This window comes from Paenibacillus sp. N119s, from assembly GCF_059447605.1.
Genome location: NZ_JCAJRU010000025.1, coordinates 1 through 14,358 on the forward strand (window position 1 = coordinate 1; position 14,358 = coordinate 14,358).

The 14,358-nt window shown below is 45.2% G+C and carries 13 protein-coding genes and 1 tRNA gene; 2 read left to right on the forward strand and 12 right to left on the reverse strand.

Translation table 11 applies throughout. The annotated features are described in order from the left end of the window. Positions 1–279: 279 nt before the first annotated feature. The 6 genes from eno to AC5V8P_RS05405 all read right to left on the reverse strand — a co-directional run bounded on the left by eno (position 280) and on the right by AC5V8P_RS05405 (position 7,432). On the reverse strand, positions 280–1,566 hold the full coding sequence (gene eno, locus AC5V8P_RS05380) for a phosphopyruvate hydratase (protein ID WP_063212524.1): 1,287 nt from the start codon (positions 1,564–1,566) through the stop codon (positions 280–282). A gap of 63 nt (positions 1,567–1,629) precedes the next feature. Then, on the reverse strand, positions 1,630–3,174 hold the full coding sequence (gpmI, locus tag AC5V8P_RS05385; RefSeq protein ID WP_063212523.1) for a 2,3-bisphosphoglycerate-independent phosphoglycerate mutase: 1,545 nt from the start codon (positions 3,172–3,174) through the stop codon (positions 1,630–1,632). Position 3,175: 1 nt separating this feature from the next. Then, entirely contained in the window at positions 3,176–3,928 is a 753-nt protein-coding gene (gene tpiA, locus AC5V8P_RS05390; RefSeq protein WP_064797355.1) for a triose-phosphate isomerase, read from the reverse strand. Positions 3,929–3,987: 59 nt separating this feature from the next. Then, positions 3,988–5,169, reverse strand: coding sequence for a phosphoglycerate kinase (locus AC5V8P_RS05395; protein ID WP_064797356.1), 1,182 nt, complete (start codon positions 5,167–5,169; stop codon positions 3,988–3,990). 123 nt (positions 5,170–5,292) lie between these two features. Continuing rightward, on the reverse strand, positions 5,293–6,303 hold the full coding sequence (gap, locus tag AC5V8P_RS05400) for a type I glyceraldehyde-3-phosphate dehydrogenase (RefSeq protein WP_063212520.1): 1,011 nt from the start codon (positions 6,301–6,303) through the stop codon (positions 5,293–5,295). A gap of 91 nt (positions 6,304–6,394) precedes the next feature. Further along, positions 6,395–7,432, reverse strand: coding sequence for a sugar-binding transcriptional regulator (locus tag AC5V8P_RS05405; protein ID WP_063212519.1), 1,038 nt, complete (start codon positions 7,430–7,432; stop codon positions 6,395–6,397). A 260-nt stretch (positions 7,433–7,692) separates the two neighbouring features. Between AC5V8P_RS05405 and AC5V8P_RS05410 the strand changes: the two genes are divergently transcribed. Beyond that, positions 7,693–7,767, forward strand: a tRNA-Arg gene (locus AC5V8P_RS05410). A gap of 208 nt (positions 7,768–7,975) precedes the next feature. After that, the gene (gene clpP / locus AC5V8P_RS05415) at positions 7,976–8,572 is read left to right on the forward strand and encodes an ATP-dependent Clp endopeptidase proteolytic subunit ClpP (RefSeq protein WP_013368815.1); all 597 of its coding nucleotides are present in this window, start codon (positions 7,976–7,978) and stop codon (positions 8,570–8,572) included. Between the two features lie 112 nt (positions 8,573–8,684). Here clpP and AC5V8P_RS05420 read toward each other — a convergent pair whose 3' ends face one another. From AC5V8P_RS05420 to rapZ, 6 genes are all read right to left on the reverse strand, one after another. Continuing rightward, positions 8,685–9,791, reverse strand: coding sequence for a PdaC/SigV domain-containing protein (locus tag AC5V8P_RS05420; RefSeq protein WP_064797357.1), 1,107 nt, complete (start codon positions 9,789–9,791; stop codon positions 8,685–8,687). A gap of 237 nt (positions 9,792–10,028) precedes the next feature. Next, positions 10,029–10,784 (reverse strand): SIMPL domain-containing protein, encoded by a 756-nt coding sequence (locus tag AC5V8P_RS05425; protein WP_064797371.1) that lies wholly within the window; start codon positions 10,782–10,784, stop codon positions 10,029–10,031. A gap of 275 nt (positions 10,785–11,059) precedes the next feature. Continuing rightward, entirely contained in the window at positions 11,060–11,329 is a 270-nt protein-coding gene (locus AC5V8P_RS05430; RefSeq protein WP_013368811.1) for an HPr family phosphocarrier protein, read from the reverse strand. A 136-nt stretch (positions 11,330–11,465) separates the two neighbouring features. Then, positions 11,466–12,410, reverse strand: coding sequence for a DNA-binding protein WhiA (gene whiA / locus AC5V8P_RS05435; protein WP_013368810.1), 945 nt, complete (start codon positions 12,408–12,410; stop codon positions 11,466–11,468). A 5-nt stretch (positions 12,411–12,415) separates the two neighbouring features. Further along, entirely contained in the window at positions 12,416–13,402 is a 987-nt protein-coding gene (locus tag AC5V8P_RS05440) for a gluconeogenesis factor YvcK family protein (RefSeq protein WP_063212514.1), read from the reverse strand. Between the two features lie 12 nt (positions 13,403–13,414). Then, positions 13,415–14,314 carry an RNase adapter RapZ gene (rapZ, locus tag AC5V8P_RS05445; protein ID WP_063212513.1) on the reverse strand — a complete coding sequence of 300 codons (900 nt, stop codon included), beginning with the start codon at positions 14,312–14,314 and terminating at the stop codon, positions 13,415–13,417. Positions 14,315–14,358 lie beyond the last annotated feature (44 nt).

The window sequence follows — 14,358 nt, forward strand, 5'->3', positions numbered from 1 at the left end:
TCTTTTATGAAAACACGCACTTATCATGCTATAAATAGCCGGAAATTAACGCAAAACACTATTTTCATTCTACCACAGCTTCCAGTAGATAACAACAGCTACAACAAGACATCTAGCCATCAAGCCTCTGTAGATTATATATGCATTATTTATAACAAAAAACAGACCTGCTTGCATAAAGCGAGCAGATCTGTTTTATTCATGCGCAAAAGCTTCGAGCGTTCTGACCCTATGATCCTAAATCATAGACCCGAGGCGCTATCAGCATTTTTGGCAATATTATTTTTTCAGGTTGTAGAAAGATTTCAGGCCGTGGTATTGAGCCAGTTCACCCAGTTGGTCCTCAATACGGAGCAATTGGTTGTACTTCGCAATACGGTCAGTACGGGAAGGAGCACCTGTTTTGATTTGGCCTGCATTTGTTGCAACAGCGATATCAGCGATTGTGCTGTCTTCGGATTCACCAGAACGGTGAGAGATTACAGCTGTGTATCCTGCACGTTTAGCCAATTCGATAGCATCGAATGTTTCAGTCAGCGTACCGATTTGGTTTACTTTGATCAGGATGGAGTTACCGATGTTTTCTTCAATACCTTTAGCCAGACGCTCTGTGTTAGTTACGAACAGGTCGTCACCAACCAATTGGATTTTGTTGCCCAGTTTTTCAGTGAGCAATTTCCAACCTTCCCAGTCGTCTTCGGAGCAGCCATCTTCAATAGTGATGATTGGGTATTTATCAACCCAAGAAGCAAGCAGGTCAACGAACTCAGCAGAAGTGAAGGATTTGCCTTCGCCTTCCAGAGTGTATTTTCCATCTTTGAAGAACTCAGTGGAGGCAACGTCCATACCGAGGAATACGTCAACACCTGGTTTGTAACCAGCTTTTTCGATCGCTTCGATAATAGTGGACAGAGCTTCTTCATTGGATTTGAAGTTAGGAGCAAAACCACCTTCATCACCAACAGCTGTGTTCAAACCTTTGGAATTCAGTACGGATTTCAGGTTGTGGAAGATTTCAGCGCCAACACGCAGAGCTTCTTTGAATGTAGGAGCGCCTACAGGCAGAACCATGAATTCTTGTACGTCAACGTTGTTGTCGGCATGAGCGCCACCGTTAACGATGTTCATCATTGGTACTGGCAATTGTTTAGCGTTGAATCCGCCCAGGTAAGTGTACAGTGGCAAGCCCAGAGCTTCAGCAGCAGCGCGAGCTACAGCCATGGATACAGCCAGAATTGCATTTGCACCCAGTTTACCTTTGTTTGGAGTACCATCCAATTTGATCATCAGTGTATCGATTTCTACTTGGTTCACAGCATCCAAGCCGATTACTTCAGGAGCAATAATTTCGTTCACGTTTTTAACAGCTTGCAGAACGCCTTTACCCAGGTAACGGGATTTGTCGTTATCGCGAAGCTCTACAGCTTCGTGAGCGCCTGTGGAGGCACCAGAAGGAACGATAGCGCGACCAATCGCACCGGATTCCAGATATACTTCAACTTCAACTGTAGGGTTACCACGGGAGTCGAGGACTTCGCGAGCGTACACGTCAGAAATAATAGTCATTTGTACTTAATCTCCTTTGTAATTCATAATTTATTGGTCAAGCCTATACTTATTAAATCAAGCTTACTTGCGGGATGCAATCATAGATTTTCCTGTCATTTCCGCAGGTTGCGGAAGTTGCATCAAATCCAGAAGCGTTGGAGCTACGTCAGCCAGAATTCCATGCTCACGAAGAACAATATTTTCATCAGTCAAAATGAACGGAACCGGATTCGTTGTGTGAGCGGTGAACGGACGTCCCTGCTCATCAATTTCCATATCCGCGTTACCATGGTCAGCAATGATAATTACCACGCCGCCTTTGGCTTTAACTGCATCTACAACACGTCCAACACATTCATCCGTCGTCTCTACTGCCTTAATTGTTGGTTCCAGCATACCGGAGTGACCAACCATATCCGGATTGGCAAAGTTCAGGATAATCGCATCATGCTTGTCGGCTTCGATTTCCTTAACAGCAGCATCCGCTACTTCGTACGCACTCATTTCAGGCTTCAGATCATATGTAGCCACTTTAGGCGAGTTAATCAAAATACGAGTTTCGCCAGGAAGCTCCACATCGCGTCCGCCACTGAAAAAGAAAGTAACGTGCGGATACTTTTCTGTCTCAGCAATACGCAATTGCTTTTTGTTGTTTTGCACCAGCACTTCGCCAAACGTATTGTCCAGGTTTTTCGGTTCATAGGCAACAAATCCTCCAACCGTTTCACTGAACAGTGTCAAGCAAACAAAGTGCAGATTCTTAGGCCATTTTGGCCCACGGTCAAAACCACGGAAATCTTCATTGGTAAATACTTGAGACAATTGAATCGCACGGTCAGGACGGAAATTCAGGAATACAACGGAGTCATTGCTTTCGACCAGCCCTACAGGGCTTCCATCAGCTTTTACAATAACTGTTGGCTCCACGAATTCATCGAATACTGATTTTTCATACGATTCCTTCAAGGCTTCGAGTGGGTCAGTATATTGAGGACCTTCCCCGTATACGATTGCGCGGTATGACTTCTCAACACGTTCCCAACGTTTGTCGCGGTCCATGGCATAATAGCGTCCTTGTACGGTCGCGATTTGACCAATGCCCACTTCCTGAATTTTAGCTACCAGCTGCTGCATGAAGCCTACGCCGCTGTCAGGCATAACGTCACGTCCATCCATGAAAGCATGAATGTACACTTCAGTTAATCCTTCTTTTTTAGCCAGATCCAGCATCGCAAACAGATGGCTGATATGGCTATGCACACCCCCGTCGGACAGAAGTCCGTACAGGTGAAGCTTAGTGTTGTTCTTCTTCGCATGCTGCACTGCTTTAACCAGTGTTTCATTGTTGAAGAACTCGCCTTCACGGATGGACTTCGAAATACGAGTCAAGTCTTGATAAACAATTCGGCCTGCGCCGATGTTCAAGTGACCGACTTCGGAGTTACCCATTTGTCCTTCCGGCAGACCCACTGCTTCGCCAGAAGCTGTCAAGGTTGCATGTGGATACTGTTTTAAATACCGGTCGTAATTCGGCTTGTTGGCCTGTGCAACCGCATTGCCTTCCACAGTGTCACGCAGTCCGAATCCGTCCATAATAATTAAAGCTACCGGTTTTGGTGCTGTCATCTTACTTCGCCCCCTCAACAAGCGCGATGTACGACGCCGGTTGAAGACTGGCACCGCCCACGAGCGCGCCGTCAATATCGCTTTGACCCAGGTACTCAGTAACATTTTCAGGTTTTACACTACCACCGTACTGAATACGTACAGCATTTGCTGTATTTTCATCGTACACATCTTTAATCAGACTACGGATGTAGGAAATCACTTCATTCGCATCCTGCGAAGTGGAGGATTTGCCTGTTCCGATGGCCCAGATTGGCTCATAAGCAACCACGACTTGTGCCGCTTGATCCTTAGCCAGACCAGCAAAAGCTGCTACAGTTTGCACTTTGACAACTTCTTTGGTTTGACCTGCTTCACGTTCTTCCAGCTTTTCGCCTACACATACGATTGGAGTCAGGCTGTGACGGAATGCTGCATGAATCTTTTTGTTCACTGTTTCGTCTGTTTCGTTGAAATACTCACGGCGTTCAGAGTGTCCGATTACAACGTAATCTACGCCCAGGTCTTGCAACATTCTGCCGCTGATTTCACCTGTAAACGCACCATCTTCTGCAAAATGCAGATTTTGTGCGCCAATTTTAATAGATGTACCTTTTACTGCTTCAACCAGAGCAGGAAGATTAGTAAATGGAGCACAGATAACGCTCTCCACTCCTGCAACCTCTGCTTTACCTTTGATCTCTTCGATGAAGGTTTTAGCTTCTGGTACGGTTTTAAACATCTTCCAGTTACCCGCGATAATCGGTGTTCTCAATGGTTTCAACTCCTAACTATTAGGTGCCCTAAAGCCTTTATTACGCGCAATGCGTTTGATTATTTATCGTTAAGTGCAACGACACCTGGAAGTGCTTTGCCTTCCATGAATTCCAGAGATGCGCCGCCCCCAGTGGAAATGTGATCCATTTTGTCAGCCAAGTGGAATTTTTCAGCTGCAGCCGCAGAGTCACCGCCACCAATGATGGTGTATGCATCTGTTGTTGCACAAGCTTCTGCTACTTCACGAGTACCGCCAGCGAAAGGCTCGATTTCAAATACACCCATTGGTCCATTCCAAACAACCAATTTGGAGTTTTTGATAACATCTGCATAGATTTTACGAGTTTTCGGTCCGATATCCACGCCTTCCCAATCTGCAGGAATGCCGTCGATATCCACGATGTTTGTGTTCGCTGTAGCACTGAAATCGTCAGAGATCACGATATCCACAGGAAGGTAGAAGTTTTTGCCCAGCTTCTTCGCTTTTTCAATAAATCCAAGAGCTACGTCCAGTTTGGATTCATCAAGCAAAGATTGACCTACTTCATAACCTTGAGCTTTGAAGAATGTATAAGTCAAACCGCCGCCAATAATTACGTTATCTGCAATGTTCAGCAGGTTGTCGATGACATCGATTTTGTCTTTTACTTTGGAACCGCCAATAATGGCTGTAAAAGGACGATCTGGATTGGACAGAGCTTTACCAATGACAGACAACTCTTTTTCCATCAGCAAGCCGGAAACAGCCGGAAGGAAATGCGCGATACCTTCTGTAGAAGCATGAGCACGGTGTGCTGCACCAAAAGCATCATTCACGAAAATGTCAGCCAGTTCAGCAAATTGCTTCGCCAGTTCAGGATCATTTTTCTCTTCTCCTGGGTAGAAGCGTACATTTTCAAGCAATAGCACATCGCCGTTTTTCAGTTCAGCCACTTTCGCTTTAACAGCCTCACCAACTGCTTCGTCCACCTTAACAACAGGCTTATTGAGCAGTTCTGACAAACGTACACCAGCAGCAGTCAGACGCATGGATTCAACGACTTGACCCTTTGGACGTCCAAAGTGACTCGCCAAAATAACTTTTGCACCTTTTTCAATCAGGTAGTTAATCGTTGGCAAGGTTTCGCGAATACGCTTGTCATCTGTAATTTTACCATCCTCAACCGGAACGTTAAAATCTACACGCACAAACACCCGTTTTCCATTCAGTTCTATATCACGTACGCTCTTTTTGTTCATCTCCATATTCCTCCGCACCCTTATAATTTTACGAAACAGGAATTTAAGGCACATTTTGATATATAAAGAGCGGAAACAATAACACCTGTTTCCGCTCTATGATGTTGCTCGATAAGAAAATTCTTATTTAGCCAATTTAGCGAAGTATTCCAACGTACGGATCAATTGTGCAGTGTAGGACATTTCGTTGTCGTACCAAGCTACAGTTTTAACCAGTTGTTTGTCGCCAACAGTCAGAACCTTAGTTTGAGTTGCATCAAACAAGGAACCGAAAGTCAAACCTTTGATGTCAGAAGAAACGATTTGATCTTCAGTGTATCCGTAAGTTTCAGGATCGGAAGCTTCTTTCATCGCTGCGTTGATTTCTTCAGCAGTTACGTTTTTCTCCAGAACTGTTACCAGCTCAGTCAGGGAACCTGTTGGTACTGGAACGCGTTGAGCTGCACCGTCCAATTTACCTTTCAGTTCAGGGATAACCAGACCGATTGCTTTAGCAGCACCAGTAGTGTTAGGGATGATGTTTTCAGCTGCTGCGCGAGCACGACGGAAGTCACCTTTAGCATGTGGAGCATCCAAAGTGTTTTGGTCGCCAGTGTAAGCGTGAATTGTAGTCATCAAGCCTTCAACGATACCGAATTTGTCTTGCAGTGTTTTAGCCATAGGAGCCAAGCAGTTAGTTGTGCAAGAAGCACCGGAAATTACAGTTTCAGTTCCGTCCAGAATGTCATGGTTTACGTTGTAAACGACAGTTTTCATGTCGCCAGTAGCTGGAGCGGAGATAACAACTTTCTTAGCGCCGCCTTTCAAGTGAAGCTCAGCTTTTTCTTTAGTTGTGAAGAAGCCTGTGCATTCCAGAACGATGTCTACACCCAGGTCTCCCCAAGGCAGTTCTTCAGGGTTACGGTTAGCCAAAACTTTAACTTCTTTACCGTTTACTTTGAAGAAACCATCATGTACTTCTACTTCCCCTTGGAAAGTACCTTGTGTTGTATCATATTTCAGCAGATGTGCCAGCATTTTGGAATCTGTCAAATCGTTGATTGCTACTACTTCAATACCTTCCACGTCTTGAATACGGCGGAAAGCAAGGCGTCCAATACGTCCGAAACCGTTAATACCAACTTTAACTGTCATGAGTGAGTTCCTCCCAAAGTTCGTTTAGTTTAATTTTATATATTCAAGACAGACCCGAAAGCCCGTCAAGACAACACAATTAAAAATCATATTAATTCCTTAAATAACGGCTTACAATCTCGGCAGCAGCGCCTTCGTCGGTGACAAGAATGTCTTCCTGCCCGAAACGCAGTACCGCATGAATAGCAGCCGCCTTGCTCTTGCCTCCAGCCACACCCAGCACCGTCTCCGTACGCCTGATGTCCTCCAATCGGAGTCCAAGCGTCAGCATTCTGTGAACAACGACGCCGTCTTCGTTAAAATAATAGCCAAACGATTCGGCAACCGCGCCCTCATTGCTGATCTGGGCAAAGGTTTCAGGGTCAAGCTTGCGTCTGTGGGCCATTGCTATGGCGTTGCCTATCCCGTGAATGATAATACGACTCTCTCGAATCAGGCTCAATATATCCTGAATATTCGTATCCTCAAGCAAGGAGTTGTAAGCATGATTGCTGAGCAAATCCGGTACATGGAGCAGACGGTATTGAGCGCCGACCTTGCGAGCCATCGTGGAAGCAATTGTGTTTGCCTGCATTTCCATGCTCTCTCCCAAACCCCCGCGTGCCGGAACAAACCATCCACCCTTAAGCGGGCCGTTAGCAGGTAATGTCAGTTGTTCCGCTACATCTGCAATCGTCGTGCCACCTGTTACAGCGACCACGTCCTCGTCATCCATAACACTCAGCAGCGCCTTTGCGCCCGCACGGCCCAGTTCCTGCTTCGCTAACGGTGAAGCATCCGAATCCCCTGGAACGACAACCACCTTCCTCAAGCCGTAGGCTTGACGAATCTGATCCTCCAATTGGGACAGGCCGAACAAGTTGTTCGCTATCGGCTCCAGCTGTTCTAGCAGATCCAGTCCTGCTTTGCTCACCTTCATGCCCACACTCTCAATCTCAATTAACCCTTGCGCTTTAAGGAGATCGGTCTCAGCGCGCAGTACGCGCTCGGTCATGTCCAGTGAAGCTGCCAGTGTTCTGCGTCCAATCACTTCGGACAACATAATCTGATGCAGGATCGTGTACCTTTTTTTCAAAACATCCATGAGGTCGGGCAGAAGCTGCTTCTGTATTTCTAATATCTTTCGCATGCTTTCCACTCCCGCACACTTCTAAGTTCTGTCTCTATGCTATATCTCTAACTGGTCTTAAAATGTCCCGGGATAACTTTTTAAGTCCCACGTCTATCTTAACCAATATTTGCTTCACATGCAAGTCTATCTGATCCTATATTTCTCAACTTTTTATGTGAATATGCGCACGTAATAAAAGCTTGCAATTCAATGCCGTATATCATATAATCATCTTTGTTTCCAATTAATTAGTTAGTTGCTTGTTGTGATTCATTTGTGCGCCCGTGGTCCAACGGATATGACGTAGGCCTCCGGAGCCTGAGATCGAGGTTCGATTCCTCGCGGGCGCGCCATTTTATACAATTGACTATTGTTCCATATAATGTTTTTAACCAATAAGAGCGCTAAGTGCTCTTTTTTTTAATCAATAGTTTGACTTTCTTTGACTTTTTGTTTGAAATTGTTTATCATGTGGTTAATACGGTAACAGTTTATAAAAGGGATATGTAATTGGGCATATCCACCAAATCCACTAATGATATTTAAGGGAGGTTTTTTGACGTGAGCTATGTTCCTATGGTAGTAGAGCAAAGTAACCGCGGCGAACGCGCCTATGACATTTATTCCAGATTGTTGAAGGATCGCATTATTTTGTTGGGCTCGGACGTCAATGACGTTGTAGCCAACTCAATTATTGCACAAATGCTGTTTTTGGCTGCTGAAGATCCTGAAAAAGACATTCACTTGTATATTAACAGTCCTGGCGGTTCCATTACAGCTGGTATGGCCATTTTCGATACGATGCAATACATTAAACCTGACGTATCTACGATTTGTGTAGGTATGGCTGCCTCCATGGGTGCTTTCTTGCTGAATGCAGGTGCCAAGGGCAAACGTTTTGCCTTGCCAAACAGTGAAATTATGATTCACCAACCACTGGGTGGGGCACAAGGACAGGCAACGGATATCGAAATTCGCGCCCGTCGCATTCTGAAAATGCGTGACAAATTGAACCGCATTCTCGCAGATCGCACAGGTCAACCACTGGAACGCATCGAAAAAGACACAGACCGTGACTATTTCATGTCCGCTGATGATGCCAAAGAATACGGTATTATTGATAAAGTGTTAACTAGCTCCTCTCCAGAAGGTGTATAAGATAAGTGATTCAGCTTTGAATAGCTGGTAAATAAAAAGGCTGCCTCAGGATTTTTATATCCGGTAGGCAGCCTTTTTATTTACTATTCTTTTTTAATATAGATAATTAAATTTATTGATTTTGTCCCGCAAAAGGCTTCCCGCCCTGAGGCAGCAGTTGAGCAAACGAGTAGGTAAACTCCGGAATTCCATACGCGTATGGTGCATATTCGTACAAATCAAACACGATGGTTACGCCGCTGTTGGTCACATAATAATTCTGGTCTGCTGCCAACTCTTTAAATTTGTCAAAACCGTCTCCACCCTGGAGCCCATCAACCTTTTTCTTCAAATCAGCATTAAGGAACTTTTTGTAGTTCGGATTTGCCTTTAATACGTCAGATAATTGCAGCAGCTTACCATCAGCAAGCGAGAATGTGTACCCTTTACGTGCTGTCATGCCATGTGCGCCGCCTGTATACGAGTAGTCCTGCATAATCACACTCAGAATACCATCTTTGTTATAGGCAATCGCAAAATCATTCCCAAACTCATACGGTCTGTCTGTTGTAGCCCCTCCCTCTGCCATCATCTTTTTGCCTGCTGCCAATACTCCCTCTGCATGCTTTTTAAGCACATTATTAATGGCCTGTTGAGCCTCAGGATTCAGCTGGCTACCGCTGATTTGCGGGTACTTAATCTTATAAGACACCTTGGCATTACTCGAAGCTGGAAGCGTTTGAGCTGCTATTGTGAGTGAATTTTGCTGAGTTTTACTTAATGTTACTGTTTTCTGAGCTGCATTCCACTGTGCATCAATACCCAGATAGTCTTTCAGCAGACTCATAGGAATGTACAGCTTCCCGGCGATCATTTTGGCGTCCATGCTACGCGTGCTGATACCGTTCACATTACCATAGGCATCTGAGGAGGAGACCACGATATAGAGTTTGTTGTACCCACTACCCACTGTATATGCCGCTTCTTTGGTGTCATAGCTTACCGGAATTCCCAAGCTGTCGCGCAGGGCTGCCACAGGAAGGAGCGTGTTCCCGTTGATCTGGATTCCTTTGGTCGTTAATGTTTTGCCATTCCATTGAATAGAGATTCCCGGTTGTTGTGAAGTTGTTAACTGTTTGGTCGATGCTGCCTCAATATAGGAAACGGGAACAACCGCAACCCCTGCCAAAATTCCCGCTGCCAGTAGAGCTGAGCCCCATTTTTTCGTATGCTTGTTCATCGTAAGTATTCCTCCCATTGTAAATCTGCGCTATCTATGTGTTTTGATCACTTTTCTCATTATATCTATACCCTGTTGTATGTAGTTTACAATCTGTACACTCACTGATTTCAATCTGTACACCTAACAGCCATTAGCTATGACAGACTCATTACAAAATGATTTCAATAGACAAAAGAAGCCAACAAGTCATCCTGCAATGTTGCAGGTGCTTGCGGCTCCGTTTAATGTTCTATACTAGTTCATTTCATACTGGGCCGAAACTTGGACTTTCACCGTCACTTGACCGGACTGAATCTGTGTTCCACCACTCATATCCATAAGTGATTTGGACATGGCATTCTCACGTTGTGTATAAACCTGAGCTTCCCCGCCATCTACTGTCACATTCACCAGAGCACCTAAACCGCGTTTAGCTGATTTTGCTACAGCACTAGCTTTGGATTGAGCGTTATCCAACGCTTTTGCAATAGCCGCCTCCTCATAGGTGGAAGGATTCTCAACGGAAAACTGTACGTTATCTACGTTGTTTGCTCCTGAGTTTGTAGCCTCATCCAGCAGCTGACCGATTTTATCCAAATTGCGGTATTTCACTGAAAGTGTATGGTTGGCCATATAGCCTTTGAGCTTCTGCCCTTCTTTTTCGTTATAAGTATAGTTAGGTTGTACAGAGAACTGACTTGTCTGAATATCGTCTGCACTAATGCTCCATTTTTCTTTCAACAGTTGTGTGATCTTGTTTATTTTTGCAGCATTGGCTTTTTGAGCAGCAGCAGCAGTATTTCCTTCCGATTGCACACCAATAGAGAGATAAGCGATATCTGGCTTAGCCATTATTTCACCACTTCCACTCACGTTGATTACACCATTCGCCGTCGCAGCCGTTGCAGCATAAGCGCGATCAGCTCCCGTCCATAGCCCTCCTGCTACTCCTCCGACCAATAATGCTCCCGCAATCATTGCTGTGCTCACTGTTTTTGTCCAAACTTTCATCATATTCAACCTCTTTCTTGAAAATGTGTGTACCTTCCAGACGGAAAAGACGGGAAAAGGTTGCAATCGAGCATTTAAATTTCCGAGACAGAGCATTACCACAGAGGAATCAATTATCTGTAGCTTGGACTGAACACAGTCGCTATATGCAAAAAATATACATAAATAGCTTATATGGTTAGGCTTGCTGTGCTTATTTTCTGGATACAAAAAAAGCCCCAAAGGGGGCTTTTCGCTAAGAGCATACATCATATTATCACAAAGCAAATGTTCGATTATTGATTTTCCAGCTCTACCTTACTAACCAGACTTACTAAAGCGTTTACAGCCTGTTCGGCGTCCGCACCTTCGGCACTAATGTTGATTTCAGTACCTGTACTGATGGCGAGGCTCATAATACCCATGATACTCTTGGCATTAACCTTTTTGTCTTCTTTTTCCACAAAAATCTCAGATGAATATTTATTCGCTTCCTGTACGAACAACGCAGCAGGTCTGGCGTGCAGTCCTGTTTTCAAGCGTACGACTACTGGATGTTTTGACATGTTAGCTTACCCCCTCATCAAATAAATCTGGACGCTATTTACTCCATTTTATTTATCACATTATAACATTAACCCGGGACAGACACTAGAAAAAAAACTAAAAAAACCGGGGCTAAGAGCCCCACAACCCCTCTTTTTACGGAATTAGGCCGTTTTCTCCTCTGATTTTGTCAGCCATCTCGTCAATTTTGCGAAGTCGATGATTTACGCCCGATTTACTCACGACCCCTTTGAGCATTTCTCCGACTTCTTTCAAATTCAAATCAGGATGAGCGAGCCGAATTTCTGCCACTTCACGCAGTTTATCCGGCAAGGTCTCCAACCCCACTTCCCTCTCCAGCAGCTTGATATTTTCAATTTGCCGGACAGCAGCTCCGATCGTCTTGTTCAAATTAGCTGTTTCGCAATTAACAATCCGATTTACGGAATTGCGCATATCGCGCATAATACGTACATCTTCAAATTTGAACAAAGCTTGGTGGGCTCCAATGATACTGAGCAGCTCAATGATCTTCTCGCCTTCCTTGATGTAGAGAATAAAGCCTTTTTTACGCTCAATACAGCGGGCATTGAGATGAAACTCATTAGCAAGATCTACTAGCGCCTGACAATGCTCCTCATACATCGAAGAAATTTCAAGGTGGTAAGACGACCCCTCTGGATTATTCACAGAGCCACCTGCCATAAAGGCCCCCCGCAGATAAGCCCGCTTACAACAGTTTTTCCGAATGATATCACGATTAATCCCGTCAGTGAACAAGAAACCTTCTGAGACAATATAAAGCTCCTTTAGCAGCTCTTGTACACCATTGGGAATACGGACAATATACACATTATTTTTTTTCAAGCGCATTTTTTTCCGTACAAGCAGTTCGATGTGAAGTTGAAAATGCTTTTTGATCAAGGAGTAAATCCGCCTTGCAATCGCGGCATTTTCTGTGGACACGTCCAATATCACCCTTTTATTCGACAGTTGTACGGATCCGAGCATACGTATGAGCGCAGACAGTTCTGCTTTTTCACAGCAGGGCTGGCTTTCAATCATTGTAAGCTCTTTTTTCGTTTGTGCCGCAAAGGACAAGGGACTCACCTCCTTCTTAACATCCAGTTTTGTACCAATTGGTAAATATGCTGGCTCAATTTGTCGGCATCATGCCGTAAATACGTACGGAACAGAACTAATGTATCTGCCACTACTTTATATCCTCGATCAGCCAGCTCGCCCATGTCTACTTGAACGGGCTTAGCTCCCTGCTCGGCATACATCTCCTGTACTTGAGGTGGAATTTCCCCGTTATTTACTATGACATAGTCGAAGAGATGATGTCCTACATGCTCATAGATCGCTTGCAGGTGATCCCCCACCGTATAGCCGTCAGTTTCCCCTGGCTGTGTCATCACGTTGCAGACAAATATTTTGATAGCATCTGATTTCACCACAGCCTCAGCAAGCTTCGGTACAAGCAAATTTGGCAAAATGCTAGTATATAGACTGCCGGGACCAATCAAAATCGCATCGGCTTCATTAATAGCCTCTACGGCCTCAGGCAACGGCTCCACGTGAGTCGGTTCGAGAAAAACACGTTTGATTCGTCCGCCCGCTTCCGGGATTTTGGACTCCCCGGTGATTACCGTGCCATCCTCCATTTCGGCGTTCAGCACAACGCCTTCCTCAGCCGCCGGAAGCACACGCCCCCGGACAGCAAATACACGGCTAAGCTCGCGCACCGCCGTTACAAAATCCCCTGATATATCAGTCATCGCTGCTAGGATCAGATTTCCCAGACTATGGCCTGACAATCCTGATCCGGCACCGAAACGGTATTTTAGCATATCTGACATGACTGGTTCCACGTCAGCCAAGGCAGTCAGCACATTGCGGATATCCCCCGGAGGGGGCATCTGCAGCTCACTGCGCAATATCCCGGAGCTTCCGCCATCGTCAGCGACTGTAACAATAGCCGTAATATCCAGCGGCTTTTGCTTCAAGCCCCGCAGCATGACGGACAAGCCGGTTCCGCCGCCCATAACAACAATACGCGGGCGCTCCCGTTGTGATCCGGTCTCTTTCATGATTTCACCTCATTAATGCCGGTCCCGATCAGCATCCCGATGCGAAACAGAAACGGATTCTGTCTCGCTGGCACCCAGCATTTTTCCTAAATACTCCGATATTGCAACAGAACGATGCTTACCGCCAGTACAGCCAATACCGATAATGACCTGACTTTTACCCTCTTTGCGATACTGCGGAATCAAAAAATGCAACATATCCAGCAACTTGGTCAGGAACGCCTGAGTCTCAGGCCATTTCATGACATAATCATATACATCGCTATCCTGTCCCGTGTGTGGGCGCAGTTGGTCCACATAGTGGGGATTCGGCAGGAAGCGCACATCGAATACAAGATCGGCATCAATGGGAATACCATATTTGAAGCCAAAAGATGTAATGTTCACAGACAGCATGCTGCTCTCCAGATGGGAAAATCGCGAAATAATCCTCGCCTTTAAGGTTGCAGGCTTCATCACACTGGTATCAATAACCTGTGTAGCGGAGTTTTTGAGTTCTTCCAGCATCTTACGCTCCAACCGAATCCCATCCAAAGGCATACCCTCTGGAGCAAGCGGATGCCGTCTACGGCTTTCTTTGTACCGCTGTACAAGAACACCATCATTTGCATTTAAAAATAAAATCTCACAATGAATTGTAAAATGTTCCTTAATATAATTAAGCGATTCCGACAAGGCGGTAAAGAATTCCCGTCCGCGTAAATCAATGACAAGAGCCACCTTGCCTATTTTACCGTTAGACTGCTCAATCAACTCGGCAAATTTGGGAATCAGCACAGGGGGCAAATTATCAACGCAGAAGAAGCCCAAATCTTCAAGGCTCTGTACCGCAATGGTCTTCCCTGCGCCTGACATCCCTGTAATAATAATGAGCGTTGCCCACGGCGCAGCATTTTTTACATTGTCTGTCATATGGACTTCCCTCTCCTTTTGCTTCTTCGCTCTATGCCAGTATT

What these genes read in the sequence shown, in the direction of transcription:
- eno (WP_063212524.1), bottom strand. Translation starts at nt 1,566, where the DNA reads ATGACTATTATTTCTGACGTGTACGCTCGCGAAGTCCTCGACTCCCGT.
- gpmI (WP_063212523.1), bottom strand. Translation starts at nt 3,174, where the DNA reads ATGACAGCACCAAAACCGGTAGCTTTAATTATTATGGACGGATTCGGA.
- AC5V8P_RS05395 (WP_064797356.1), bottom strand. Translation starts at nt 5,169, where the DNA reads ATGAACAAAAAGAGCGTACGTGATATAGAACTGAATGGAAAACGGGTG.
- gap (WP_063212520.1), bottom strand. Translation starts at nt 6,303, where the DNA reads ATGACAGTTAAAGTTGGTATTAACGGTTTCGGACGTATTGGACGCCTT.
- AC5V8P_RS05405 (WP_063212519.1), bottom strand. Translation starts at nt 7,432, where the DNA reads ATGCGAAAGATATTAGAAATACAGAAGCAGCTTCTGCCCGACCTCATG.
- AC5V8P_RS05420 (WP_064797357.1), bottom strand. Translation starts at nt 9,791, where the DNA reads ATGAACAAGCATACGAAAAAATGGGGCTCAGCTCTACTGGCAGCGGGA.
- AC5V8P_RS05425 (WP_064797371.1), bottom strand. Translation starts at nt 10,784, where the DNA reads ATGAAAGTTTGGACAAAAACAGTGAGCACAGCAATGATTGCGGGAGCA.
- AC5V8P_RS05430 (WP_013368811.1), bottom strand. Translation starts at nt 11,329, where the DNA reads ATGTCAAAACATCCAGTAGTCGTACGCTTGAAAACAGGACTGCACGCC.
- AC5V8P_RS05440 (WP_063212514.1), bottom strand. Translation starts at nt 13,402, where the DNA reads ATGAAAGAGACCGGATCACAACGGGAGCGCCCGCGTATTGTTGTTATG.
- rapZ (WP_063212513.1), bottom strand. Translation starts at nt 14,314, where the DNA reads ATGACAGACAATGTAAAAAATGCTGCGCCGTGGGCAACGCTCATTATT.